This window comes from Vibrio sp. J502 (genome assembly GCF_025397955.1).
In the GTDB taxonomy this organism is placed as follows: Bacteria; Pseudomonadota; Gammaproteobacteria; order Enterobacterales; family Vibrionaceae; genus Vibrio; species Vibrio anguillarum.
Window position 1 is genome coordinate 182,833 of sequence record NZ_CP104555.1, and the last position, 26,800, is coordinate 209,632.

The window sequence follows — 26,800 nt, forward strand, 5'->3', positions numbered from 1 at the left end:
GAAATACGGTGCAAGAAACAGAACAGCAACAGCCCTTAACTAAAGACGTTACGACACTTTTTACTAGGTTAAAACAGCAGACAATAGCAGAGCCGTATCCTAGCCTTGAGCAAAGACGTATTTGGTTGCAGCGCTTAAAAACCGCGTTACTCAGTGAACAGACCGCGCTCGTTGAGGCCTTAAATCGGGATTATGGTTATCGAAGTCGCTTTGATAGTACGGTTTGCGATCTGCTACCGGCCGTTTCACACATTAATTACACGCTAAAACACCTCAAATCGTGGACAAAATCGCAATCGCGTCATGCAGGTTGGCTATTATTGCCGTCGACAGTGAGCGTTCACTATCAACCCTTGGGCCTTGTGGGGGTGATTGTGCCTTGGAATTTTCCTATCGTGCTCAGTATGGCTCCATTAGTCACAGCATTGGCAGCAGGTAATCGCGCTATGGTCAAATTGAGTGAACATACGCCTTGCACCAACCAAGTGTTGATGCGTATTTTTGCGACGGTCGATGAAGCGGTTGATACTGTAGAAGGCGGGGCTGACGTTGCCGCACAGTTCAGTGCGTTACCCTTTGATCATCTGTTATTTACGGGGTCAACACCGGTAGGTAAATTGGTTGCCCAAGCGGCTGCGAAAAACCTAACACCAGTAACGTTAGAGCTTGGCGGGAAATCCCCCGTGATCATTGCACCTGATGCTGACCTTGCGCGTAGCGTTGATAACATCATGCTTGGCAAAGCCATCAATGCAGGGCAGATCTGTGTTGCTCCTGATTATGTTTTACTGCCGGAAGGCAAACAACAAGCCTTTGTGGAGCTCTATCTGCAACGCTTTAAGCGCTATTTTTCCACTAAAGATGGCTATGATACGTCACATATTATTAATCAAACCCAGTTTGATAGGCTGCAACAATACTTAGACGATGCTAAACAAAAAGGGGCCACATTGCATCCCGTAGAAGGCGATGCAAAAGCGGGAACGTATCAATTTTTGCCTTGCTTAGTGACGAATGTGAAGGTTGATATGTTGTTATCCCAACATGAGATATTTGGCCCCATATTGCCAGTATTGAGCTATCACAGTTTGGATGAAGCGATAGCTTATATCAACGCTCGCCCACGTCCGTTAGCTTTATATTTAATGAGTGATGATCACGAGGTGATCAAACAGGTTAGTACACAAACGCATAGTGGTGGCCTAGCGGTGAACGATACTCTGTTACATGTGGCCGCCGATGATGCCCCCTTTGGCGGTATTGGCGATTCTGGGGTTGGGCACTATCACGGGATTGAAGGTTTTAAGACCTTTTCACACGCCAAAACCGTATTGTTTTCTAAGCGTTGGTTGCCACGTAGCCAGTGGATGCTGCGTTATCGTTTAGTGATGCTGGCAATATTACGCAGGCTATTTATTCGCTAATCAATGGACCACACATTTTTAATATCAGGCCATCCCCAGTTGGTCAGTGCAACGTCTTTGAGCACACCCTGAAAACGTAATGTTTGCTTATGGTGGAACAAAGGGACGAGGCAGTATTCGTTGATCAAACTCGATGCTAGCGGTTCCAACGCGATAAGGTAGTGTGTCAATGGTGTCGTTGATCGAATGTCGATTAACGCTTTGAGCAGCCATTGGCTCTCTGCGGGGCCAATGCAATGGTGCAACATTGGGTTGCCAAATAAATGGCTAAATGCACTGAAATGCCGATTGTCATCTAAATTAATATTGGTGATAACTATGGTTTCGTACAATTTGCCTTGCTGGGCCAGAAAATTCAATTCTCGGTAGGAGTAAATGTTGACGGCAGCAGCCAGCCCCATCTCCTCTAAAATATGTTTCACACCGAAGGCGCAATGAATCAGTACCGTGTAGTCATAGACGGCAATCGAGATTTGATTTGGCAGGCTTGCTTTGGGCGCTGGTGGTCGCACCACAGGTTGCCATACTGGCAGTAGGTTACTGGCAACGACTGCGTCAAACTTAGTTGGTTGTTGTGCTAAATAGTGCTCTAGTTTTTCTCCAGATATCTCGGTAGCTAGGTAGCGTTTCTGATTTTCATTGAGAGGTGAATGAGCACCTTGATTGAACAAAATAAACATGCAGCCATCTTCCACTCTTGATGACTGATTAGAGGTGATGATCGCCAGTTCTTCAACGTTACTCAGCTCTACATCGTGGTGGCAAGAGATGTTTTGTTGCTGATTTTTTTGTTTGATATGCATGCCTTGAGGGTACAACTCGTCTTCATTTAAAATCCAAATTGTGACGTGATCCGTTAAAGCTCGGCAGCCATAGAATTGGTCAAATGCGCTTAAAATGAGTTTGTGAGGTGAGTGATCTTGAACTTGAAATGGGCCACAACCTGTCACCATTGGGGAGTATGCATTGTTCACTTGGCTGGCTGGTTGAATTGAATATTTGACGCCAGAGAGCAACCCTGCAAATCCTAAATCAGATTGATTAAGAGAAAATACTACTTTTTGTGGTTGTGGTGCGCTTACATCAACCAAATGCGCGAGCTCTTTTTTGTACTCTTCCAAACTAGAGAGTTTGGCAAATAAACTCACGATCGTATTAGCATCAATCGGTGAGCCATCGTGAAACGCCAATCCGGGGCGAAGATAAAATACCCACTGAAAATGTTGTGCATCATACTCCCAGTGATGGGCTAATTCTGGATGAAAGCGTCCTTGTTCATCACACTGGATGAGGCAGCAATAGATTTGCCTGAGCAGAAATCGCTCACTACTACGTTGTATTTGATGGGGCACTAGCCGTTCAAATGGTCGTTTATACGTCAGTTGAATGTGTAAGCGACCTTCGCGAATAGATGCTCCGGAAGTACTTTGCAACAAACGCCCAAACACTACCTCATCATTATCCAGTATGGTTAAGGCTTTTTCATATTTCCCAGCCAAAATTTGCTCTTTCGCGAGCGTTTGTTTGATTGTGTCTAAATCGAGGTTCAGGCGCAGTATCGAGCGTTGGTTACGTCCGACTTTGGGTTGCCACTTGAGCCAACCTTGTTGCTGCATTTTAGCCACCAGATTTCGTGCATGACGCGGTGAGGTGAATAAACATTCTGCAACCTGTGTTAACGACACTTTAATCTCTTGACCCACACCAAGCACGGTCAGGCGTGTGTAATAACGTAATAAAGTAAGATCAGACACTCGCAAATCCTCTGGATGAAAGGGAAGAGATAGGCAGTTCAGTTCTTCGCACGGCCTTGCGCTTTGCCCTCCTTGATGGTCAAGTTGTTTGGGTATAGTAGCGAATTTATGAAGAACTAAATAAGAAATATTAATGATCATTTGTTCCTCATTTATTGATTTTTAGTTTTTAAATATCGTTTTAAGGCTAATTTTGATGATATGAGGAATTAAAAAATAAAAAATTCTCAGTTTTTGTATTCCTTGTTTTGATTCACAATCAACGCATCGATAGCTGAGGAGGTGAATGATGAACGACCCCATAACGACTGACACCAAACAGCCAACACCGCTGGCGATCTATTACCGCCAGCGTTTAGAAAAATCACGTAACCCTATAGAGGTAATGGCGATTTTAGCTCTGATTCATTTATGTCACTGGTGACCATGAATAAAGGCATCTTGCATACCCTAAACTCTTGAGTTAGCTATGCTCCTGTTACCCCCAACTGCATAATTGCAGGATGCCTTTCCTTTTCGATGCACATCACTTTTTCTTCGTCCTACTTTTCATCTTTATCGTAAACGACTACCATGACATCGCTTTTTTAAAGCCAATTTATATTTTAAATTCTCAGGGCGGGGTGAAACTCCCCACCGGCGGTGTGTTTGTTTTTTCAGTTGAGAAGGCAGATGAGCCCGCGAGCGCTCGATGTATCGAGGTCAGCAGATCTGGTGAAAAACCAGAGCCGACGGTTATAGTCCGGATGAGAGAGAATGAAGAGACGCCAGTTAGTTCGCTAACTGGTGCAATTTGTTTTGGATTTGATCCCTCATAGCAGCCCTGATTCTGGTGATTTTTTAGGAGTACAACCATGAATCAGCTATCTCTACTTGCCAAATTTGGCGACCCTATTACTCGTGTTGAAAACGCACTGTCTGCGCTTAAAGAAGGGCGAGGCGTGTTGTTGCTTGATGATGAAGATCGTGAAAATGAAGGCGATATCATTTATGCGGTTGAGTCATTGACCACACAACAAATGGCACTGATGATCCGTGAATGCAGTGGCATCGTCTGCCTATGTTTGACCGATGAACAGGCTAATCAATTGCAACTGCCCCCGATGGTAATGCATAACAATAGCACAAACCAAACCGCTTTTACTGTCTCGATTGAAGCAAAAACAGGTGTAACCACGGGCGTTTCAGCGCAAGATCGAGTGACCACAATAAAAACCGCGGCCCGCTTTGATGCTAAAGCCGATGATCTTGCACGCCCCGGCCATGTCTTCCCACTTCGCGCTCGGGCGGGAGGTGTTTTGGCTCGTCGTGGGCATACAGAAGGGACGGTTGATCTTATGCAAATGGCAGGTTTAATGCCTGCGGGCGTATTGTGTGAACTCACCAATCCTGACGGTTCCATGGCCAAAACACCCGAGATCGTTGCGTTCGGGCAAAAGCACAATATGCCTGTATTGACGATTGAAGATATGGTGCTGTATCGAACAAGACTTGAACTCAAACAGGCTTAATGAATGTCGAAGGGAGGCTAGGTGCGTCCCTTCACATTACTCCGATTTAATCTGCTCATTTTGAAATGAGAAGTGCATAAAATTATTAACGTTCGATTAAACTTATGTAGATTGACGATGTTATTTTTGCCGAGGTTGAGCATGCTATTTAATAAGAAAATGCAAAAAGAAAATGATGATTTGAAGGCTCATATAGCTGCATTACAAGCACAGCAAAGACTTGAGCAACAAAAGTGGCAAGATGAAATTCAGCAGCTAAAAGAACAGCTGGCCTTATTGCGTACATCAACTCAATTAGAGTCTGATTTGATGGCCAGCCATTTGAGTGGTAGCCACATGCTAGAAGCCATCCGTTCTGGTCTAGCTCACAATGCTGAGAATTTATTGCGTGAGAACGAATCACTGAAGCAACTGAATAGTATTTTTGGTCAGACAAGCACAGCAATTAATCACTTATCTTCTCGAGCAGAAAAAATTGCAGAATACGCTCACGCTAGTATGGAGTCGGTGACTGTTCTAGATAAAACAACCATTTCGATTGGCCAGTTAGTCGGCACGATCCAAGAGATTTCGCAACAGACCAATTTATTGGCACTGAATGCAGCTATTGAAGCGGCACGCGCAGGTGAAGCGGGTCGAGGTTTCGCGGTCGTGGCCGATGAAGTACGGGCATTAGCTTCCAAAGCCAATGATGCCAGCACTAAGATTGAATCTTTAGTTGGGCAAGTTCAGAACCAAACGGAAAGTATTAAAGGTTCAATGAATCAGAGTCAAGAATGTGCAATCGAAGTAGAAAATGCTTCAAATGAATTAAAACAGACGGTAACAATCGTTTTAGACAAATCAAAACAAATGCAAGAAGTTATTCGTATTGCGACGGCGTGTTCTTTCCTTGATACGGTGAAATTGGATCACGCAGTTTGGAAAAATGAAGTGTACGATCACATCCTCAATCGTCGGTTTGAACATGGGATGAATACTCATCAAGAGTGCCGTTTAGGTAAATGGTATTTTGAGGGTGATGGTGCGCGTGAATACAGCCAGCTTCCCAGCTTTGCTGGTTTGAATGCTCCTCATAAATTGGTGCATGATTCAGGAAAGAGTGCACTGAAGTTTGGTCAGAATGGTGATTGGACACAACTGATTAAGCAAGTTGATACTATGGAGTTGGCCAGTAAATCGGTGGTTGATTCGATAGACCGATTACTAAAAGAGGTAGTAAACACACATTAAACTCAGACGGTATTACGTAAAATAGATAGGTGTCCGATCGCTCTTCTGCTACAGTGGCGCGCTATTTCTTCACAGTCTGTCATCTTGATGGCACTGGAAATCTAACCCTAGGATCTATTTTGACCAATAACGATATTTTACGCCGTATTCGCTACACTTTTGACTTTAAAGACTCAGCTATGGTTGAGATTTTTGCTGCTGCGGACGGCTGCGTTACTCAAGAGCAAGTGACTACTTGGCTAAACAAAGAGACGGAATCTGTGTTGAGTGATGTGGATCTAGCGATATTTCTCAATGGTTTAATCAATACAAAGCGTGGTAAACGCGATGGTGAACAACCTCAGCCTGAAACACGCTTAACCAATAATATGATTTTCATGAAATTGCGTATTGCGCTGGATATGAAAGCAGAAGATATTTTAGACACATTGGCTTTTATCGATTTTCGTTTAAGTAAGCACGAGCTCAATGCATTTTTCCGCAAGCCTGACAATAAACACTACCGTGAATGTAAAGATCAGATCCTGCGTAACTTTTTAATGAGTGTTCAGCGTCAGTTGCGTCCAGAAGATAAACGCGAATATCAAGAAAAAATCGATTAAACCAAAGAAATCTCCTGTAAGTCATTAGGGATCTCTTCATTGAAAAAAGCCATGTAGACATGGCTTTTTTACTTAGTGATCAACGATCTTCATTCTGACGCTTACGAATATCAGTTTTACTTCTTCTTGCTAAACTTTAAAGCGGTCCACCAACTCATAGAGTTCGTTGGCTCGGCTATTCAACTGCTGGCTACCCGCTTGGTTCTGATTAGCCAGTTCAGCCGATTGACTACTTTGATCAGATATCACCACAATGCGCTCTGATATCTCTTGCCCAACAATACTTTGCTCTTCTGTTGCCGTTGCGATCAGCGCGTTCATATCCATAATCGTGGCAATAGAGTCTTGAATTTTTTGTAATGCTGTCGATGCGGCATTGGCTTTTTCTACGGTGCTTAAGCTACGGCTTTGGCTTGAATCCATCGCTTTAACTGCGGCATCAGAGGCATTTTTCAGTTGCCCGATCATGGCATGAATTTGCCCTGTACTGTCTTGGGTACGGCTGGCTAATTTTCGGACTTCATCCGCTACCACGGCAAATCCTCGTCCTTGCTCGCCCGCGCGAGCCGCTTCAATAGCTGCGTTTAACGCCAGTAGATTGGTTTGTTCCGCAATATCTTGGATAACCGCAAGTAGAGACGAAATGTTTTTCACATCGCCTTCCAGTTTTGAAATCACAAGGCTCGCTTCAGCGACCTCTTTGGCGAGATCCTGTACCGATTGTGCGGCTGAATCAACAATTTCATGGGCATCTTTGGCGTTGTCGTCAGCATCTTTTGCTGATTGAGCGGCATGGTGGGCGTTGTTCGAGATCTCTGTTGCAGTCGTGGTCATTTCTGTCATCGCTGTCGCTACTTGATCGGTCTCTTCACGTTGCCCTGATGCAATGGCGTCAACTTGTTGTGCTCGTTGTGTCATGTCATTGGTTTCATCCACAACCTGTTGCCCAACTTGGTGCACGCGCGCAATGATACTTTGCAAGCTGGAGACAAAGGCATTGAAGTTATCACTTAATCTTGCAAATTCAGGGGCGTTGAATTTTTCCATTCTTGCAGTTAAATCAGCGTCACCGCTTGCAAATGAACGAATCGATAAATCAAATAGCTCGAGAGGACGCATGATACTGCGATTTAAAATGATGGCGAAAAAACCGACGATGAGGATAATGATCAAGCTCATCAAACCGATATTGACTAAACTGCTTTGCATATTTTCCGCAGCGAGTGTTTCCATGTTGGCGATTACGGCATCAATGTCATCGGTGTAAAAGCCAGTGCCTATCGTTAGATCCCATTGTGGTAAATAGGTAGAATAGGCCAATTTAGGTAGTGGTGTCGTCTCTCCCGGCTTGGGGAAATAGTAGGTAGTGAACTTATCTACTTTGGCATTTTTGATTAAATCTTGGATTAAATAGTTGCCATGCGTATCTTGCATGTTCCAAAAGTTATCGCCTAAACCAGCATTACTTTGGCCCAGTAGTAGTCGATCCCCTTTGCTATTGTAGCCAAAGATATAGCCACTATTTTCAAACGCGATGTCACGCAGTATGGTGATGGCTTCGCTGAGGGGAGCGTTCTTTTGTTTGAGTGATTTGAGCGCTGTATCGGCAATTTGCAGATATGAACGCAGCTCATTTTGTTTCATCTCCATCATGCTAGCGCGGGTAGCAGCCATTTGTTCGTGATTCAGTTTTTGTGTTTCTGAAAAACTGAGATACATCATACTTAACGAAATAATCAGTAGCGGAACAATGGATAGCACGTAGAGTCTTTGGCGAATAGTCAGGCTCATGGTTATTTCCTGTTGTTATGTTATTGGCCTTGGTACTTTAACTGACGGTTGACATGCTCGTTGTTGTTATAAATATAGCTTAGCTAAGTTTGCGGCACCGCGTCTTACAAAGAGCATATTTTCATATGAAAAATGGGTGTTATGTCAAATTGGAATGCTAAGTAGAGTTGTTATGCCCTCTATGACTTGCCAGTGGCTTTCATTTCACCGGTTTAAGCTTAATTTCTATATAGAGTATAGATAGGCTGTGATATACTCCGCGCCCACTTTACTTTCGAAGAGCCAGTGAGCATGAGCCTGAAAAATGAAATTCAACAACTCAATAACCGTTTAGATACGTGTCGCCATAAGCTCGATGCGGCTAAAGGTCGTGGCGATCAAGTAATGATCAGCAAATTTACCGATGAAGTAGAACAACTGACGAAAAAGCTCGCTCAAGCAAAACACAAGCAAAATTATACGGTGAGCAAAGAGCGTAAGAGTTTGCTCGATATGCCATTTTCTCGTGAGTTGACCAAAGCCGAACAGGCGGATTTAGGTCAATTGAAAAAGTCAGTTAAAGGTTTAATCGTGGTACACCCGATGACAACAATGGGCAAAGAACTGCGTTTAGAAGTGATGACTGGTTTCGCTCCAAAAACCTTCTAACCATCATTTTTTACGACAGAAAAGAGCCAGATAATCTGGCTCTTTTTGATCGTACCTGCGACTCAATAGCCCATAAGTTGCAATAAATTCTCGGCGGTGTGGATTGCCTCTTTGCGGTTAGCAATATTCAGTTTTTGGTATAGGTTGCGGATGTGGGTTTTGATGGTGGTTCCTGCGACATCCAGCTCTTGTGCAATTTGCTCATTGCTAAACCCAGAGTAAATAAGCCCCAAGACTTGCCATTCACGTTGAGTGAGTGGGCTGGTACGAACCAGCTCAGGAATATTTGGGTGATTAACCAGCTTCTCAACAAACTCTTCGTCGAAATGGACTGATCGGCTGCGCTGAGTGGTAGAGATCTCTTTCATTAACTGTTGTGCGCGGTGGCGTTCCAGATCTCCCAATTCGGATCGGCTAGAGAGTTTTTCCAATAAGTGGCCGATCTGCGAACCATCGATTAAAAAGTTACCCACCATACCCGTCTGATTGGTTAGCTGTAGGGCCTCTTTGAGTTTTTCTTTCGCCACTTCTTCGTTGTGCACTGTGGTGGCTAGAACGGCTTCGAGGATCAAATTACGATTTAGGTCAGTAATCAACTGATAAGTTTGCGCTTCGTGCTGCATAAACGTCAAAGTTTGAGTCGCATCTTCCAAATGACCTAAGTGAATCTGAACTCGAGCAATATTACGCCATTGAAGCTGTGAAAAGTGATTGCATGCTTTTTCTGGTCGAATGGTGGTCTTGAGCCACTGCAACATTGCTTCATCATTGCCACGAGCTTGCCAAAATAGAATCAGTGAGAGCGAAGCATTCGCCGTCCAGTCTACGTGATAAGTCGATTGTTTCAGTAAGTGCTGTATTTGTTCGATGAACTTACCCGCTTTATCGAGTTCACCACGGCCAATAGCAATACGCGCCAGCATTGAATAACTGTGCAGATGCTTGCTTGGAGAGTGGTTGCCCAATACGCGTAGTCCTTTATAAGCGCACTCTTCCGCTTCATCCAAGCGGTTCCAGCACCACAGGATTTGGGCACGTATCCGTAGTAAGAACTCATGCAATGGCACTTGCTGTAATTGCTGCTCTTCAATTAATTTGAAGGCAATATCTTGTACTTCAAAAGCGGCTTGCACATAACCTTGGGCAATCAAGATCTCGCTTTGCTGTAGTAATGCCCATAGCGCTTGGTGGTAAACCTGATACTGGCGTGCCAGCTTTTCGGTTTGTTGCATCATCGAGAGTGCGCGGCTTAATTGACCGAGCACGTGGTTCACTTCGCCGACGACTGAAGTGGCGACAATACGACTGCGGTAAACTGTGTGATCCAGTTGGCTGAGTGCTAACTCCGCAAGTTCTAAGGCTTTTTCTGGCTCATTTTGGTTGATCGCGACTTGAGCACGTAGGGCATTGAATTCGCCTTGTTCTTTGGTGCTTAGCTGAACATTGAGCGCTTTCATCTCGTTGGTCGATTTGGTTAGCAGATCCCCAACGTCAAAGTAGCGGTGCTGACTTTGAGCCAGCCAAGCTTGTAGCATACACAGTTTAGGCTCGCGATAGAGTTGGGCCGGAGAGAGTTGGTTAATGGCCTCTTCGAGAGCCAAAAGCTCGCCTTGGTTGAACATCTTCCAGCCAAATTGCGTCAAGATAGTAGCGAGTAAGTCAGTATCGTTGGCGAGCGTGGCGTGACGCAACGCTTGATGAGGTGTGGCTTCTTGCAACCAAGCGTGCGCGGCGGCACGGTGCAGATCGTGCTCCTGCTGCGGGATGCGCGCCAAGCGTTCATGAGAGAGGAATTCCGCAAATAAGTTGTGGAACCGGTACCAGTTGTGCTCACCTTCCAGTGGATAAATGAATAAACCATAGCGGTTGAGCGACTCAATCATGCTCAGCGCGTCGTCACGTTTGGTGAGTGCAGAGACTAACACGTCATTAAAGTGATCGAGCACCGAGCATTGCATCAAAAATTGGCGCGTTTCTTTATCGAGTAGATCAAACACTTCCTCAACTAAGTAATCCCATAAATGTGCATGATTAAACTGCGATACCGACTCCGCTGTCTGCGCCAACGTGCGCTTTTGGTGCTGTGCTTGTAAGGCAATCAATTGCAGTGCAGAGGGCCAGCCTTCGACATAGGTGCACAAGTTGTTGGCAGTATCATCATCCACGCCATCAGAGACCCGTTGATTAAAGAAGCGTGTTGTTTCTTCTGTATCAAAGGCGAGTAGCTCATTACCAATTTCTATCATCAAATCGCGTACGCGCAAGTTGGCCGTGCCTAATGGTGGTGTGGCACGGCTAGTGACGACCAGCGTTAGGTTGTCTGGCATGTGTTTGAGGAAAAAGCGCATCGCTTCGTGGATATCGTCATCGGCGATCAAATGGTAATCATCGAGAACCACATAGCACTCTTTGTTAAAGCCAGACATTTCCGAAAACACTTCACTAAATAACGAGTGTAAAGAAGAGAACTGGCGTCGCTCGGCCAGTTTTTGGGCATTTGGACAACTTTGCTGAGTCGCTTTATTAATCGCTTGCAGTAAGTAGTTGATAAATCGGAACGCATCATTGTCGCTTTCATCAATGCTATACCAACCCACATTGGTCTTGTCTGATAACCATTGCGCTGCCATGGTGGTTTTTCCATAACCAGCAGGCGAGCGAAATAGCACGAGTTTGTAGCAAGGTGCTTGGGCAAGCAGCTCTAACACACGCGGGCGAACGATGGCGTTGTGTAGGCGGCCGGGACGAGTAAGCTTAGAAGGTATCCACATCTTCCAGATTCCATTTATTGTTCTTGTTACTGACTTAAAAGCTGATCGCAGCTTTGGAGGCGCTTAGTAAGAAGAGCATCATTATTTAGGAGTACACAAGTGAACTATCACTCATTTTGTGTGGATGTTACTTGATGTCGTGACGCACGTTTATTGATCCATCCCGAGATTCTTGCAGGATTCACATTTACTCATCATCTACGCCCTGTAATTGTGACTTTAATCACTAAAACTTCTTTGTTATGCGCTATATAAAAACTGAGCATGTACAAAATCTCATGTAATTTGTAAATGAAGCTCATTTTTTTTGAGAGCCAATTCTCATATTGAGAGATTGATATTCCCGATCGAAACCTTAGCGTCATGAGCGGTATTTAGGCTAGTGAGCAAGGTGATGTGATCACAATCACTGCTTATGAACCGCTATGTGCAACGAATGAGAGATAGATCACTGCGACTCTGGTGCTCGCCCTCTACGCCCTGAGCCCTCCTCCTAAACGAGGTCATTTTTAGGAGGATGCCGACCTTGCGTAGCTGATGCACGATATGCCGAAGATGAATTAAAACGACTAAGTGAGATTTCGCTAATGAAACCTACGCAACAGAAGAAGTTTGATAAAGCTTCGTTCCAAGACAACGTAAAGAAACACCTGACTGCCACCTACGCCACCACCATTGAAAATGCAGATAGCCGCTCATGGTATCTCGCAATGGGGCGCGCACTGGCTGAATTAACGATGTTTGATCTACTCGAAACTGAGCAAGACGAGCGCATTGTTAACGCTAAGGGTCTGAACTACTTATCACTTGAGTTCTTGATTGGCCGTTTAACGGGCAACAACCTCATCAGCATGGGCCTGTATGAGCAAATCACGGAAGCGATGGCTGATTTAGGTCAGAACCTAACGGATTTATTAGAAGAAGAACGTGACCCATCCTTAGGTAATGGTGGTTTAGGGCGACTTGCGGCATGTTTCATGGATTCGTGTGCTGCGCAAGAGTACCCAACCGTAGGTTATGGTTTACATTATGAATATGGTTTGTTTAAGCAATCTTTTAGTGAGGGCCACCAACAAGAAGCTCCTGATGAGTGGCGTTGTGTTGAAGGCTACCCGTGGGAAGTGGCACGACCACACCTAGCACAAGAGATTGGTTTTTACGGCCATGTTGACGTTATCAATGACAATGGTGTGGAAAAACGCCGTTGGATTCCGAGTATGTTTGTCCAAGCAATGCCTTGGGATTTACCGATCGTTGGCTATGAAAGCGACACGGTTTACCCACTTCGTTTATGGGAATGTCGCGCAATTGCGCCTTTCTCACTGGCTGATTTCAACAACGGTAACTACTTTGAAGCACAGCATGCCTTGATTGATGCAGGCAACATTACCAAAGTACTTTATCCAAACGATAACCACGAAAAAGGCAAGACACTGCGTTTGATGCAGCAATATTTCCATAGCGCGGCGTCAATGCGTGACATTTTGCGTCGTCATGCGGCGGCGGGTCATGACATTGCTGATCTTCCTAAATATCAAACCGTTCAGCTAAACGATACTCACCCAACGATTTCCATTCCTGAATTGATGCGTATCTTGATTGATGAGAAAGGCATGGGCTGGGATGAAGCATGGGCGATCAGCTCAAAAACGTTCGCCTATACCAACCATACGCTACTGCCTGAAGCACTCGAAACGTGGAGCGAGTCGTTGATCCAGCGTTTGCTTCCTCGCCATATGGAAATCATTTACGAAATCAACCACCGCTTCCTGCAAGAAGTACGAGCCAAGTGGCCGGGTGATGTGTCGAAACAGCAAAAACTCTCCATCATTCAAGATGGTTTCCACCGTGTAGTGCGTATGGCAAACCTTTGTGTGGTTGGCTCTTATGCTGTGAACGGTGTGGCAGCGCTGCACTCGGAGTTGGTAAAACGCGATCTTTTCCCAGAATTCCACGAGCTTTACCCAACACGTTTGCACAACGTAACAAACGGCATTACGCCGCGTCGCTGGTTGAAATTTTGTAACCCAGGTTTGTCGGCGCTTATTTCGGAAAAAATTGGCACTGAGTGGCCAGCGCACCTTGACCAGCTAGAAGCGATTGCGCAATACGCTGACGATGCGAAATTCCAAAAAGAGTTTATGGCGGTTAAGAAACACAACAAGCAGCGTCTGGCTGATTGGGTATCAGAGAACATGGGTATTGAGCTTGATACCAATGCCATCTTTGATGTGCAGATCAAACGCTTGCATGAATACAAACGTCAGCATTTGAATATGTTACATATTCTCTCTTTGTATCATCGTTTAGTGAATGACCCAACGTTCGATATGACGCCGCGCGTGGTGTTCTTCGCGGCTAAAGCGGCACCGGGTTACCACCTAGCTAAAGAGATCATCTACGCCATCAATAAAATTGCGGAAAAAGTAAATAACGATCCGCGCATTGGTAACAAGCTAAAAGTAGTTTTCATTCCTGATTACCGCGTGAGCATAGCTGAAATCATCATTCCTGCTGCCGATGTATCCGAGCAAATTTCTACCGCAGGTAAAGAAGCATCCGGTACCGGTAACATGAAAATGGCGCTAAATGGTGCTTTAACCATAGGTACGATGGATGGTGCAAACGTGGAAATTCGTGAGGAAGTGGGTGATGACAACATCTACATCTTCGGTTTGGAAGTGGACGGAGTCGAAGCATTAAAAGCCAGTGGTTATAACCCATATGATTACTACAATGCGGATCCGCTGCTTAAGGCTTCACTGGATTTGTTGGTGGGTGAAGAGTTTACCCCAGGCGCTCCGGGCAAATTGAAAGCCACGTTCGATAGCTTGCTTGATGGTGGTGATCCATACCTAGTGCTGGCTGACTTCGCTTCGTATGTACAAGCGCATCAGGCGATGGACAAACAGTACCGTGACCAGGCTGGCTGGGCGAAGAAAGCGATTCTTAACACCGCGTTGGTGGGTAAGTTCAGCTCTGACCGCAGTATCCGTGACTACGTTAACAACATCTGGAAATTAGAAACCGTTAAACGTTAATTTTCAAGTAAGCCAAGGCCTTAGAGCCTTGGCTCTATGATGACTCATTATAATAAAACCCTACCCATTTGAAGGGGAAAGAAGTCCCTTCGGAGAAAGCGATGAAACAACTAAACGCATTAAAACAAGTAGCGGCGATGGCGAACATTGCCGACAGCTACATAAGCGCGTGGGGCGACGAAGCGAAAGTGGAAGATGAAACCATTATCCGCTTATTGGCGTCTTTGGGCTATGACACAACCAATGATGAAACGCTGCTGAAATCAGCAGAAAAGAAACACAAGAAAGATGTATTAGATCCTGTTCTCGTTATTCGTGAAGGTGAAGCGGTGGAAGTGCCACTTTATCTAGGTGCCAGCGCACGTGAAAGCGAATTTAACTGGCGCTTAGAAACCGAGCAAGGAGAGGTACTTGAAGGCTATCTTCAATCGCAAGTCGTTCGTGATGAACGCGCTGAGGGTGGCCCTTTAGTGTTTGCATTGCCAAGCGATTTGGCATGGGGATATCACAAACTGTTGGTGACACGGAAACGCCGTAAAACACCGTATGAGCTCACGCTGATAGTGACGCCAAAAGCCTGTTACAAACAAGCACCTATTATTGAAGGTAAAAAATTGTGGGGCCCGAGTGTGCAGCTTTACACGCTGCGTACTCAGCACAACTGGGGTATTGGTGATTTTGGCGACTTAAAACAGTTAGTGGCGGATATTGCCTCTCGTGGCGGCGATTTTGTCGGCCTTAACCCGATTCATTCTCTCTTTCCTGCAAACCCTGAAGGAGCGAGTCCTTACAGCCCATCGTCACGCCGTTGGCTCAATATTTTATACACAGACGTGAGTTCAGTGCCTGAATTTGCTTTGAGTGCGGATGCGCAGCAAAAAGTAGGCAGTGCGGAGTTTCAGCAACGTCTTCAGAAAGTACGTGAAGCGCATTGGGTAAACTATACCGAAGTTGCAACATTAAAAATGAGTGTCTTGCCACTCCTGTTCACCGAATTTAAAAAACGCCATTTAGATAAAAATAGCGATCGCGCACAAGCCTTTTTGAATTTCGTTGAAGAAGGTGGTGAGAGCTTAGTGCACCAAGCGGCATTCGATGCGCTGCATGTCGATTTACATGCCCAAGATCCGAATGTATGGGGTTGGCCGGTTTTCCCTGAAAAATATCGTCGGTTTGAAAACAGCGCAGTACAGAAATTTATCGAAGACAATCAAGATAAAGTTCACCTATACATGTACTTGCAGTGGATTGCTGATGGCCAAATTAATGAAGCCCAAGCACTCGCGGAAGAAAAAGGTATGGCGGTCGGCTTATACCGCGACCTTGCGGTGGGTGTGGCTGATTCTGGCTCTGAAACTTGGGCTGATGCCGGTAACTTGATTTTAGACGCCAGCATTGGCGCACCACCCGATATTCTTGGACCACTGGGTCAAAATTGGGGCTTACCACCGCTTAATCCACAAGTATTACAATCAACCGCTTACGATGCTTATATCAAGCTGCTGCGCGCCAATATGAAACATTGTGGCGCGCTGCGCATTGACCATGTACTTGGTCTACTGCGCTTGTGGTGGGTACCAAAAGGTGAAAATGCCACTAAGGGTGCTTACATCTACTACCCAGTACAAGATATGCTCGCGATTTTAGCGTTGGAATCTCACCGCCATCAATGCAGCGTGATTGGCGAAGATTTGGGTACAGTACCTGATGAGATCGTCGATATTTTAGCCGACGCGGGTGTTCACTCTTATAAAGTGTTCTTCTTTGAAACCGCAGAAGATGGCGGCTTTATCTCACCGAAACATTACGCCGCTCAGTCGATGTCTGCACTGTGCACACATGATATGCCAACGCTGCGTGGTTTCTGGCATTGCGATGATCTCAAAATGGGGAGCGAAATTGGTTTGTACCCCGATCAAGCCCAGCTCGAAGCCTTGTTTGAGGACCGTTTGAAATGTAAACAAGGCATTTTGGATTCGGTGGCATGGCATGGTTATTTGCCTGAGGGTGTGGGGCGCGACGCAAGCCTTGTTCCAATGGATTCATATTTAAGTGAGGCGCTGCAACTGCACGTTGCATCTGGTGCATCGACCTTGTTAAGTATTCAGTTAGAAGATTGGTTGGAAATGGATAAACCCGTTAATATTCCGGGTACCGTTAATGAGTACCCTAACTGGCGTCGTAAACTTTCAATGAATTTGGATGAAGTATTTGCGCGTGATAATGTCAATCGCATTGCTGCACGTTTAACGGAAGTGCGAGCGAGTGTAAGTAAATAATCACTTACTGAATAAACCTTGATGTGACTTAGTGTTATCTTTCTTAATCATGGCATGAAGAATTTTAGTCTAGGTCACTCAATGTAACAGCAGAGTTCGGTACACTGAACCTCGCTAGTATGCCCGCCATTTTAGCGGGCATTTTTATACGTTTAAAGAAAGTTAGGTTAGGAGTAGGGATATGAAAACAAAAAAGCTTTCAAAGCTAAAGCAGGCATATAGCCAACTTTCCCATGCATCATTTACAGATCCATTCTCATTTTTAGGCCCTTACCTCGCACCCGATCAAGGTGCGCTACGCGTTTGGATGCCGGGTGCCGAAAAAGTTGAGCTGGTGGTGGAAAATCAACCCCGCATTCTGCTTGAGCGTGAAGATGAGTCGGGTTTCATCCTAAAATCAAATATTGATTTACGTTTTACCCACTACCAATTGGCGGTCGATTGGGCAGGTGTCGAACAGCTCATCGATGACCCATATCAGTACCATGGTTTATACGCTGAATATGATGATTTACATACGCCGAAATCGATGTATCACCACATGGGTTCGCAGTTCGTGACCATGGAACGTGGTGGTAAACAAATCTCAGGTATCCGTTTTTTAGTCTACGCACCGCATGCCAAAGCGTGCAGTTTGATTGGCGCATTTAACCAATGGGATGGACGTCGTAATCCAATGCAGCGCCTTGATTACGGTATTTGGGGAATTTTCATGCCCAACTTACCCGAAGGTACGCAATACAAATTTGAATTGAAAGGGCCTCATGGTGAAGGGTTACCGCACAAAGCCGATCCTTGGGGTTACTACGCCGAGCAATACCCTTCGTTTGCTTCAGTGACGTATGATCATCGGCGTTATGAATGGCAAGACAGTACGTGGCAAGCTCGCCCCATCACCGAAAAGCGCAAGCAAGCGCTCTCTTTCTATGAGTTGCACGTGGGCTCTTGGCGTCGTAATTCGGCGGGGGAATTTCTAAATTATCGTGAGCTGGCTGATCAACTGGTGCCTTATTTGGTGGATTTAGGCTATACCCATGTAGAGTTTATGCCCGTTTCTGAACATCCATTTTATGGTTCTTGGGGATATCAACCTGTTGGCTTATTTGCGCCAACGAGCCGTTTTGGTACGCCCGATGATTTTAAATATTTCGTTGATCAATGTCACCAAGCCGGCCTTGGTGTGGTGCTCGATTGGGTTCCCGCACATTTTCCAGCCGATAGTCATGGTTTAGCCAATTTTGATGGCACTCCTTTATTCCATGACCCTGATCCACGCCGTGGTTGGCATCAAGATTGGAGTTCGTATATTTACGACCTTGGCCGCGAACATGTGCGCCGTTTCTTAGTCTCGAATGCGTTATATTGGTTTGAACAGTTCCATATCGATGGCATTCGAGTAGACGCCGTTGCTTCGATGCTCTATCTCGACTACTCACGCAGCCATGATCAGTGGATCCCAAATGTGGATGGCGGCAGAGAAAATTACGATGCGATTGCCACCTTAAAGTGGATGAACGAAGAAGTGTACAAACACTTCCCGAATGCTATGACCATTGCTGAAGAATCAACAGCTTTTCCCGGCGTTTCAGCGCCAACCTTTATGGGTGGCTTAGGCTTTGGTTTCAAATGGAATATGGGCTGGATGCATGACAGTTTGGCCTATATAAAAGAAGATCCCGTCCATCGTAAATACCATCACAACGTCATCACCTTCCCGTTAGTCTATGCACACAGTGAAAACTATGTGTTGTCGCTATCGCACGATGAAGTGGTGTACGGCAAGGGTTCGATCCACAACAAAATGCCCGGCGATGAGTGGCAACAAACGGCAAACTTGCGTGCTTATATGGGTTACATGTATGGCCAGCCGGGTAAAAAACTCAACTTCATGGGCACTGAATTTGGTCAAACGGCAGAATGGAATCATGATGACCAACTTCAGTGGTTCTTATTGCAGTTTGAACGCCATCGAGGAGTGCAGAATTTAACGCGAGATCTCAATAAGATGTATCAAGCCGAGCCTGCACTTTTTGAGTTAGACAGTGAGCCTCGTGGCTTTGAGTGGCGCTTACAAGATGCGGCCGATGCGAGCATTCTTGCGCATGAGCGCATGAGTGACTGTGGTGAACGTATTTTAATTATCACCAATTTTACCCCTGTTCCTCACCAAGCGTTTCGTTTAGGTATGCCTGTCAAAGGTGAGTATCAATTACTGCTTAATACAGATGATAGACACTATGGCGGTAGCGGTTTTGAAGTCAAAAACCGTGTACTGACTGAAAACGTTGAGAGTGAGGGTTTAGACCAATCTATTTTGGTCTGTGTACCGCCACTGGCAACTCTCTACTATAAGCTAGAGACAAGGGTATAGTTGTCAACCCCATTGCAATTTAATGAGTTGAATGGTTCCTTGTGAAGTCTCAACATCAAAATCCCGATTTACAGTGTGAATCGGGATTTTTACATCTGGCTGTCTCAGAATGAGGGTAAGTTTTTACCCATCGAAGCAATATCTTGCTCATACTGGGCAGGTTTTTGCTCAATCAAAAATACATACAATATAAGTGTTTGATTTTAAATAGTAATAGAGTTGGCACTGACTTTGCTCTATGACGAGTGAACTTGTTTCATACCATTCATCATTAAAGTAAGGAATTTGCAATGCCAACTCCATGTTATATCTCTATCGAAGGCGAAACTCAGGGCCTGATCACTGCTGGTGCTCTGTCTACTGATTCAATCGGTGATGCGTTCGTTGAAGGTCATGAAGACCAAATGTTGGTTCAACAATTTGACCACGTTGTAACTGTACCGACTGATCCACAATCAGGTCAGCCTTCTGGTCAACGTGTGCACAAACCATTTAAATTCACCGTAGCGCTAAACAAAGCGGTTCCTCTTCTTTATAACGCACTGGCGTCTGGCGAGAAGATGAAATCGGTTGAGCTAAAATGGTACCGCACTTCTATCGAAGGTAAGCAAGAGAACTTCTTCACTACTACACTCGAAAGCGCCTCTATCGTGGACATTCACTGTGAAATGCCACACTGCCAAGATCCAGCGAACGGCGACTTCACACAAAATGTTACGGTTTCTATGTCTTACCGTAAAATCCTGTGGGATCACGTGAATGCGGGTACTTCAGGCTCTGACGACTGGCGCAAGCCTGTTGAAGCGTAATCACGCTTAGTTTTTGGGTCGCTCACTCGTGTTTCATGTCCTTGGGGTGAGTGGCCCACACCAAAACCTTAAGCTCAGTACGTAGCCTAGTTATGTATTGAGCTTAAGGTTTTTCGACATTCAAATGTGGAAGGGAAAAAGATGGCAAGGTTAAGTTTTAGGCTCACTGTGGAGGGTTTGGCAGACGACACGTTAGTGGTGCGTGAATACCAAGGCGTGGAATCGCTGTCTGATAGCGCGCAAGCGGGCCTGCATTGCTACGGTTTTCGCTATGAGATAAAACTGGCCAGTCGCCAATCTAGCTTAACGGCGCTGGAGCTGGTGGACAAAAGCGCTCAGCTTGAGATGCTGCGTGATGGCCTTGTCGTGCAGCGCGTGCACGGCATTGTGCGCCAGTTCAGTAAAGGCGATATTGGCCATCATCACACCTTTTACTCACTTACCTTAGTCCCGGCATTAGAGCGGCTATCACTGCGCCAAAACAGCCGTATTTTCCAGCTCAAAACCGTTCCCGAAATCCTCTCCATCGTACTGCAAGAAATGGGCATTAACGACTACGCCTTCTCGCTGAAACGTGAGTGTGCGCAGCGTGAATTCTGCGTGCAGTACCGTGAGACGGATATCGACTTCTTGCACCGCTTAGCCGCCGAAGAGGGCTTGGTGTATCACTTCATCCATGAAGAGGGGAAACACACCCTCTTTTTCAGTGACGACAGCCAAAGCCTGACGAAGCGAGAAACGCCTAATGCCCTCGCAGGTGGCGTGATGGAGAGCCCTTATGTGTCGCAATTAACGCAACACAGCCAAACCGAAGTGAGCCACAGCGCGCTGCAAGATTACAGCTTTAAAAAGCCGAGCTACTCGTTTGCCCAGCAAGCGCAAGGGCGCGAAATGGATTACCAGCAAGCGACCTACGAACACTTTGATGCACCGGGTCGCTTTAAAGACGACGTCAACGGCAAAGCCTTTAATCAAATTCGCTTAGAGTACTTACGACGAGAAGCGCGTACCGCGACCGGAAAAAGTAACCATCCTGGCCTGCAAGCGGGCACAAAGTTCGACTTACAAGAGCATCTTGACGACAGCATGAACCGCGATTGGGTTGTCGTGCAAGTGCATCATCAGGGGCAGCAGCCACAAGCATTGGAAGAAGAGGGCGGCAGTGGCGCGACCACGTACAGCAACCAATTCACGCTCATTCCTGCCGATGTCACGTGGCGTGCGACACCGCAAGCCAAACCTCAAGTGGATGGCCCTTGCATGGCGTTAGTAGTGGGCCCTGATGGCGAAGAAATCTTCTGTGACGAACATGGCCGTGTCAAACTGCATTTCCCGTGGGACAGATATTCCAACGGCGATGAACACAGCTCGTGCTGGGTGCGCGTCTCACAAGGTTGGGCTGGCAGCCAATATGGCATGATAGCCATTCCGCGCATTGGCCATGAAGTCATCGTCTCGTTTCTCAACGGCGACCCAGACCAACCGATAGTGACAGGCCGTACCTACCATGCCACCAACAAAGCGCCGTACACACTGCCGGATAACAAAACCAAAACCGTGCTGCGCAGTGAAACGCACCAAGGAGAAGGGTTTAACGAGCTGAGTTTTGAAGACCAAGCGGCGCAAGAGAAAATCTACCTACACGCGCAAAAAGACTTAGACGCCTTGGTGCTCAATGACGCCACGGCGCACATCAAGCACGACCAGCACCTCACGGTGGATAACGACCAGTTTACGCACGTTAAACATAACCACCACCTCACGGTGGAGGGCGAAAGCCGCGAATCGGTTAAGGGTAGCTGTATATTAATGGTCGATGGTTCCTTGCACGTAAAATCAGGGCAAGTTTGGACTAATGAAAGTGGAGATGAAATCCATATCAAAGCTGGACAAAAAGTGGTGATCGAAGCTGGGTCAGAAATTACCGTGACAGCCGGCGGCAGTTTTGTCAAAGTCGATCCTGCTGGTGTCCATCTTTCTGGGGCGGGCGTTAATTTAAACTCAGGCGGCAGTGCGGGTAGTGGCAGTGGCTTTAGTGGTGATTTACCGTTATTACCTGGTGAGCTTGAACTGCAAAAATCCCCCGCGCCACCTCAAACCATTCTTTACCAAGCGCTATTGCAAGCTGAAGAGGCACGTATCCCTGCAGTAAGAGTTTGTCCTTTAGAGCAAACTCAAGGGTTAGTGAGCCCCCCACCGCCTCCATCTCCGCCATTAGCACCACCGCAACCTGTGCCGGTACAAGCAACGAATTTAGCATCAGATGCTCGTGTTCGAAATACAACTAAGCCTGCTCCGGAGTTTGGTACTCATTTCCCGACTTCTTCAATCGGTATCGAGAATGAGTTGAGTGGTTTGATTGTCGCGATGCCTGCCAATTCATCACAAAAATTTGGTTATGTAAAAAATGCAAAAGGCGAAGCGCTATTCATGTTGACCAAAGATATGAATCAAGGCAGTTATCATTGCCCGCCGCATCTTAAAAATGGTCGAGATTATACAGGGTGGCAAACTCATACAATTGATCTTATTACTTACCCTTGTGCAATGGATGATGAAAAAGCCGTCGAGGATCGTAAAGCAGGTATGCTTTGGTTAGCGAAGTATTTCACATCGCACATTAGCCAGTTTAACCATCAAACACTTGCGGCTACGAGTAGTGATGATGGTCAGTTTATTCTAGAAATCTCGAACGTGAATCATATTATTGCTGCTGGAAATGGTGTCTCTGCCGATTACCAAGGTCAAACAATCTCGATGACTCCGAGTGGGCAGCAGGTTACAGTTGGAGTTAGCGCTAAATTATTTGGAACGGGCGCTAATGCAGAGCTTCAGTTACTTGAATTAGCCCCTTGGTATAAAAAATCACTCAAGGATAAGTTTTTGTCATTAACTCGCGGTGAGCGGTTGGATGATGAAGAAACGGCTTCCTCAGTATTTGCTTACTTAACGTCCATCTATATTAAAACCGCTGAGTTGTCGAAAAAATTTGGTATTTATATCAACGAGTGGCAGCCAGAATCAGAAGGCATTACACCTAATGCTAATGGTTTAACGGACCCTAAAGTGAAAAATGCTTGGGAGATATTACCAAGAACTAAGCCTTCGAAAATGTTAGAGGTATTAAGTGCTAAGGATTCTCGAGTCGTGCGTAGCAAAATAACTCCAGAACTTTATTCGGCGTGTTCAAATGATCTCGCCGTTAATGTATTTCAATACTTTCAAAATGGTGGAGAAGTAGCTGGGCATGGCATCAATAACGCCACTATCGGTGATCCTAAAAGCCCACAAACAGCGATACTTTTTGAGTTTCGAACGGTTCCAAACGCACTGCAAGGTTATTTACCCAAGGTCGAATCTACTGCAAAAACAGACACCAAGCTACTCGATGCATTTGAGGGTAAAAAACGTACATTAGTCAATAATCAAGTTGACGCTGTTATCCAAAATAGTGGCGATCAATTTGATCTCTGGTACCAAAACTATCGGCAGAGTATAAACATGCCTCCAGTCAAAAATGCGAAAAAAAGCGCTTCAGCTAATCATAAAGCCGAATGGGTCAAGGCGGAAAAACCACAAGAATGGCAACGCATTACTAGCCAATAACCATCAAAATACAGGGATGTAATGATGATTAATCAATGGGTAACGCAACAAAGCGGATCGGTGTATTGGCTTGTTGGATACAAGACAATCAAGCATGCGATGCTTGAAAACGGCGGAATGAGTTTCGAAAACATGGCCGTACTATTTCATGGAGATACTTTTTCTTCAGTAATGGGCTTATCTCCGTGGCTCGTTCCAGTATCTGGGAAAGTGTTAAACCTGCCAGTCGAGATTTTGCAGCAAGGTCTATTTTTAACCAGTTCAACCCGTACTGAAGTAATGCTCGATCATTTACAAAGCTTATTGATAGCTTCACTTGATGGCGAAGAAGTGATGTTTCGCTTTTATGATCGTGATGTGATTATTCCCATACTACGAGCGATGGATGAAACTGAGGTGAATCACTTTTTAGGCAACATCAACCAATTGGTGGCGATTGATCACCATGAAGAAGACGCTCTCATTACCTTCAGTAATACCTCATGCAGTGAATTTGTGCTTCGCCACGGGACTTGGTGGAAGATGTTACCTCACCACCTAACGCCTTTGTATAACATAAATGTTCATGCCAATTCCTTAGAAAGACGTTGGTGGGAGCTATTGCCGCATCTTTTACAACGCCTAGAATCACCGCAGCAGACGATATTATCAGCCTTGCAATCAGCATTAGAAAAGCAAAATAGCTATGAGGTCGCAGAGCAGCATGCGTTAGTTGCGCTCGTCACTGCAACCGATACCGCGCTTGATGATTTATCCCATCCTTTACATTTAACATCGGATGAACTGAAAGAGTTAAAGGCCATTAAGGAGAGCTGGCAATGAGAAGTACAACAGGAGTTAGCCCTTTTTGTGCGCCGTGTGAAAATCGAACGCATTGGATTGAAATTATCATCCGTGATGAGTTCAATAAGCCATTTGAAGGCATCACTGGCACTATCACTGACTCTGCAAAGCATGAATTTCCCGTCGTATTAGGTGAAGCACCTATCTTGCTTAAAACGCTTGCCCCCGGCCCGGTGACGCTCACTCTCGATGCTGAACAATGGTTAAGAGAGTCTCAGGGTAAACTGAGAACACCCAATAATGAAGCCGACCCTACTTTGGATTTTGCCAAACAATACCAAGACCATTTAGGTAATAGTGCTAGTTTTCTAAACGTAACCAGTGGCGATCTAACCGAATTGACGGCAGAACAAGCTTTACCCGTAAGGCACCAAAAAGGTCAAGCGAATGCTTGCAACTTACTGACAGATAAAAGTTATGTTCTTAAAGTGAGAGGATTTAACTTTATTACCTTACGTGTAGGTATGTTTTTTGATGGTACGGCCAATAATAGCTACAGTGCGCAGTGGGGGAAGACTCAGTTAGAGAATTACTATCAAACATGGAAAATGAAATACAACGTTGATTGCGAAATTATTTCCAGAAAAACAGGGCGGCTTAAAAACGACATTCCTGCTACTCACTTATCGAGCGAGTGTTTTGATTATCCTAAAAAAGACAATTTTTTTATTTCTTTATTTAAAAATGATGAAGGCGAAGTAGAGACAGTGGCAGGTAGCGCCACTAATGAGTTAACCAATGTACAGAAGTTGTTTGAACGCTATATAAATAAAGAATTCTCGAACGATAAAGAAACCTATTTTCTTTCTGAATATATGACCGGAATTGGTACGGGGAATAGTACAAATATTACTCCGGCTGATGAATCGGAAATTTTTGGGCAGGGGGCAGGGATAGGTAAATATGGTGTGACAGCTAAAGTTAGTACTTCTGTAGATCAGCTTTCAACGTCAATTATGGAACTGAAGTCTACCTTTGCTAACGCACAGTCGAATATCGTTGACGGTTTTAATAAGTTGCAGTTTGATGTGTTCGGCTTTAGCCGTGGAGCTGCTGCTGCAAGACATTTCATTAATGTGGTGTTGGATGGCGAGCAGAGCGAGTTTGCTCAAACGTTTAGCAAGGCGTGCCAAAAGAGCGGCATTCCCTTAGCTTACGGGTTTGATTGGGATGAAGCAGATGAGGCTAAAGCCAGCTGTGAGATTACTTTTGCAGGCCTGTTTGATACCGTCGCTTCTGTGGTTGACCTACTCTCTTTTGATTTTTCAACTCATCATGACAATGGTGATGTGAGGTTATGGATTGATCCTCAGCGCGTTCGGCGTGCTGTTCACTTAACCGCAGATCCTACCATTGAGTGCCGCTATAACTTTAGCCTCAACCATCTTAACTCTGTTGATTCGGTGGCGCATTTTCATGAATTTGTCCTTCCTGGAGCCCATTCCGATATTGGTGGCGGTTACCATTCACGCCTGAGCTACAACAAGAGTGATTATCTCTTGCCGATCTTAGAAAAAAAGTTGGTGAAGCGTGCGAGCCGCTCTTTCTCTGACCGCTGGGATAAGGATCGCGCCGAGCAATACGTGAGAAGAAAGCTGGCTGAGTATAAACAGCGTGATTTAGCCACTGGCTGGCAGGAAAGTGACTATGTAGAGCCAGAAGTTGAGTTTATTAATCATGGCAAAAAAGAGGGCGGAAGAGTGGTTGGTCGCCTTTATATACAGCGCAAAGTGGAAGGTGAACTCTCTCGTTTATACCTCAGATTAATGTATGGTCTAGCTGAGTTTCATGGCGTTCCTCTTGAGGATTATGATGGCAAGATTTGGCATGTTCCGGATCCTTATGCGATTTATTACACAGTAAGAGATTTTCCAGAGCTAACCATAAATGGTTTAGCTGCCAGCTTTAAGGTTTTCAATCAAAAAGTACTGGATATGGCAAAGCAAGGACAGTATGCCAAGTTAGAGAGTGAGTTTGATGAAAAACGTAAACAAGAGTTGATGCAGTTAAACGTATTTCACCACTCGTCAGATGATAGTTTTGCACTTAAACCGCTTTGGGATGAAAGTAAAGGTTGCTATAAGCGCGCCAGCTACCCATGCGAAAAAGGAAAGTAG

The 26,800-nt window shown here is 45.4% G+C and carries 16 protein-coding genes, 1 pseudogene and 1 riboswitch; of the genes and pseudogenes, 14 read left to right on the plus strand and 3 right to left on the minus strand.

The genetic code is table 11. The features are described from left to right. The first annotated feature begins 8 nt into the window (after positions 1-8). Positions 9-1,424, plus strand: a complete 1,416-nt coding sequence (locus N5E84_RS16650) for a coniferyl aldehyde dehydrogenase (protein ID WP_019281760.1) — start codon at positions 9-11, stop codon at positions 1,422-1,424. On the opposite strand, the gene N5E84_RS16655 is transcribed toward N5E84_RS16650, so the two are convergent. After that, a complete protein-coding gene (locus tag N5E84_RS16655) occupies positions 1,421-3,319 on the minus strand; it encodes an SgrR family transcriptional regulator (RefSeq protein WP_019281761.1) in 1,899 nt (632 codons plus the stop codon). The genes N5E84_RS16650 and N5E84_RS16655 overlap by 4 nt on opposite strands. A gap of 148 nt (positions 3,320-3,467) precedes the next feature. Here N5E84_RS16655 and N5E84_RS16660 point away from each other — a divergent pair, with 148 nt between their 5' ends. The 5 genes and pseudogenes from N5E84_RS16660 (at position 3,468) to N5E84_RS16675 (ending at position 6,524) form a co-directional block, all read left to right on the plus strand. Next, a complete protein-coding gene (locus N5E84_RS16660) occupies positions 3,468-3,602 on the plus strand; it encodes a hypothetical protein (RefSeq protein WP_017042351.1) in 135 nt (44 codons plus the stop codon). 181 nt (positions 3,603-3,783) lie between these two features. After that, positions 3,784-3,940: riboswitch (FMN riboswitch) on the plus strand. A 92-nt stretch (positions 3,941-4,032) separates the two neighbouring features. Next, positions 4,033-4,689, plus strand: a complete 657-nt coding sequence (ribB, locus tag N5E84_RS16665; protein ID WP_019281762.1) for a 3,4-dihydroxy-2-butanone-4-phosphate synthase — start codon at positions 4,033-4,035, stop codon at positions 4,687-4,689. Positions 4,690-5,025: 336 nt separating this feature from the next. After that, positions 5,026-5,499: pseudogene (locus N5E84_RS21505) on the plus strand (methyl-accepting chemotaxis protein); the annotation flags it as partial. Positions 5,500-5,541: 42 nt separating this feature from the next. Beyond that, positions 5,542-5,922, plus strand: coding sequence for a CZB domain-containing protein (locus N5E84_RS21510; protein WP_410001445.1), 381 nt, complete (start codon positions 5,542-5,544; stop codon positions 5,920-5,922). Between the two features lie 119 nt (positions 5,923-6,041). Next, a complete protein-coding gene (locus N5E84_RS16675) occupies positions 6,042-6,524 on the plus strand; it encodes a DUF1456 family protein (RefSeq protein WP_043004148.1) in 483 nt (160 codons plus the stop codon). 129 nt (positions 6,525-6,653) lie between these two features. Here the strand turns inward: N5E84_RS16675 and N5E84_RS16680 are convergent, their stop codons facing one another. Next, a complete protein-coding gene (locus N5E84_RS16680; protein WP_019281765.1) occupies positions 6,654-8,315 on the minus strand; it encodes a methyl-accepting chemotaxis protein in 1,662 nt (553 codons plus the stop codon). Between the two features lie 291 nt (positions 8,316-8,606). Between N5E84_RS16680 and N5E84_RS16685 the strand changes: the two genes are divergently transcribed. Further along, entirely contained in the window at positions 8,607-8,963 is a 357-nt protein-coding gene (locus N5E84_RS16685; RefSeq protein WP_026027197.1) for a YibL family ribosome-associated protein, read from the plus strand. Positions 8,964-9,025: 62 nt separating this feature from the next. Here N5E84_RS16685 and malT read toward each other — a convergent pair whose 3' ends face one another. Then, complete coding sequence (malT, locus tag N5E84_RS16690; RefSeq protein ID WP_017046883.1) at positions 9,026-11,734, minus strand: HTH-type transcriptional regulator MalT; 2,709 nt, start codon at positions 11,732-11,734, stop codon at positions 9,026-9,028. 587 nt (positions 11,735-12,321) lie between these two features. Here malT and N5E84_RS16695 point away from each other — a divergent pair. The 7 genes from N5E84_RS16695 (at position 12,322) to N5E84_RS16725 (ending at position 26,800) form a co-directional block, all read left to right on the plus strand. Beyond that, the gene (locus tag N5E84_RS16695; protein WP_013868184.1) at positions 12,322-14,775 is read left to right on the plus strand and encodes a glycogen/starch/alpha-glucan phosphorylase; all 2,454 of its coding nucleotides are present in this window, start codon (positions 12,322-12,324) and stop codon (positions 14,773-14,775) included. Positions 14,776-14,876: 101 nt separating this feature from the next. Beyond that, complete coding sequence (gene malQ, locus N5E84_RS16700; RefSeq protein WP_029388124.1) at positions 14,877-17,054, plus strand: 4-alpha-glucanotransferase; 2,178 nt, start codon at positions 14,877-14,879, stop codon at positions 17,052-17,054. 181 nt (positions 17,055-17,235) lie between these two features. Then, a complete protein-coding gene (gene glgB, locus N5E84_RS16705; protein WP_019281768.1) occupies positions 17,236-19,425 on the plus strand; it encodes a 1,4-alpha-glucan branching protein GlgB in 2,190 nt (729 codons plus the stop codon). A 290-nt stretch (positions 19,426-19,715) separates the two neighbouring features. Further along, positions 19,716-20,234 (plus strand): Hcp family type VI secretion system effector, encoded by a 519-nt coding sequence (locus N5E84_RS16710; protein WP_013868180.1) that lies wholly within the window; start codon positions 19,716-19,718, stop codon positions 20,232-20,234. Between the two features lie 141 nt (positions 20,235-20,375). Continuing rightward, positions 20,376-23,840 carry a type VI secretion system tip protein TssI/VgrG gene (gene tssI / locus N5E84_RS16715; protein WP_095661395.1) on the plus strand — a complete coding sequence of 1,155 codons (3,465 nt, stop codon included), beginning with the start codon at positions 20,376-20,378 and terminating at the stop codon, positions 23,838-23,840. A gap of 21 nt (positions 23,841-23,861) precedes the next feature. Then, the gene (locus tag N5E84_RS16720) at positions 23,862-24,662 is read left to right on the plus strand and encodes a DUF4123 domain-containing protein (RefSeq protein ID WP_232513696.1); all 801 of its coding nucleotides are present in this window, start codon (positions 23,862-23,864) and stop codon (positions 24,660-24,662) included. Next, positions 24,659-26,800 (plus strand): phospholipase effector Tle1 domain-containing protein, encoded by a 2,142-nt coding sequence (locus tag N5E84_RS16725; RefSeq protein ID WP_019283120.1) that lies wholly within the window; start codon positions 24,659-24,661, stop codon positions 26,798-26,800. The genes N5E84_RS16720 and N5E84_RS16725 overlap by 4 nt, the downstream gene beginning before the upstream one ends.

Excerpts from the sequence above, each read along its gene's own strand:
- N5E84_RS16655 (WP_019281761.1), bottom strand. The coding sequence starts at position 3,319 with ATGATCATTAATATTTCTTATTTAGTTCTTCATAAATTCGCTACTATA.
- N5E84_RS16660 (WP_017042351.1), top strand. The coding sequence starts at position 3,468 with ATGAACGACCCCATAACGACTGACACCAAACAGCCAACACCGCTGGCG.
- ribB (WP_019281762.1), top strand. The coding sequence starts at position 4,033 with ATGAATCAGCTATCTCTACTTGCCAAATTTGGCGACCCTATTACTCGT.
- N5E84_RS21510 (WP_410001445.1), top strand. The coding sequence starts at position 5,542 with ATGCAAGAAGTTATTCGTATTGCGACGGCGTGTTCTTTCCTTGATACG.
- N5E84_RS16680 (WP_019281765.1), bottom strand. The coding sequence starts at position 8,315 with ATGAGCCTGACTATTCGCCAAAGACTCTACGTGCTATCCATTGTTCCG.
- N5E84_RS16685 (WP_026027197.1), top strand. The coding sequence starts at position 8,607 with ATGAGCCTGAAAAATGAAATTCAACAACTCAATAACCGTTTAGATACG.
- malT (WP_017046883.1), bottom strand. The coding sequence starts at position 11,734 with ATGTGGATACCTTCTAAGCTTACTCGTCCCGGCCGCCTACACAACGCC.
- N5E84_RS16695 (WP_013868184.1), top strand. The coding sequence starts at position 12,322 with ATGAAACCTACGCAACAGAAGAAGTTTGATAAAGCTTCGTTCCAAGAC.
- malQ (WP_029388124.1), top strand. The coding sequence starts at position 14,877 with ATGAAACAACTAAACGCATTAAAACAAGTAGCGGCGATGGCGAACATT.
- glgB (WP_019281768.1), top strand. The coding sequence starts at position 17,236 with ATGAAAACAAAAAAGCTTTCAAAGCTAAAGCAGGCATATAGCCAACTT.
- N5E84_RS16710 (WP_013868180.1), top strand. The coding sequence starts at position 19,716 with ATGCCAACTCCATGTTATATCTCTATCGAAGGCGAAACTCAGGGCCTG.
- tssI (WP_095661395.1), top strand. The coding sequence starts at position 20,376 with ATGGCAAGGTTAAGTTTTAGGCTCACTGTGGAGGGTTTGGCAGACGAC.
- N5E84_RS16720 (WP_232513696.1), top strand. The coding sequence starts at position 23,862 with ATGATGATTAATCAATGGGTAACGCAACAAAGCGGATCGGTGTATTGG.
- N5E84_RS16725 (WP_019283120.1), top strand. The coding sequence starts at position 24,659 with ATGAGAAGTACAACAGGAGTTAGCCCTTTTTGTGCGCCGTGTGAAAAT.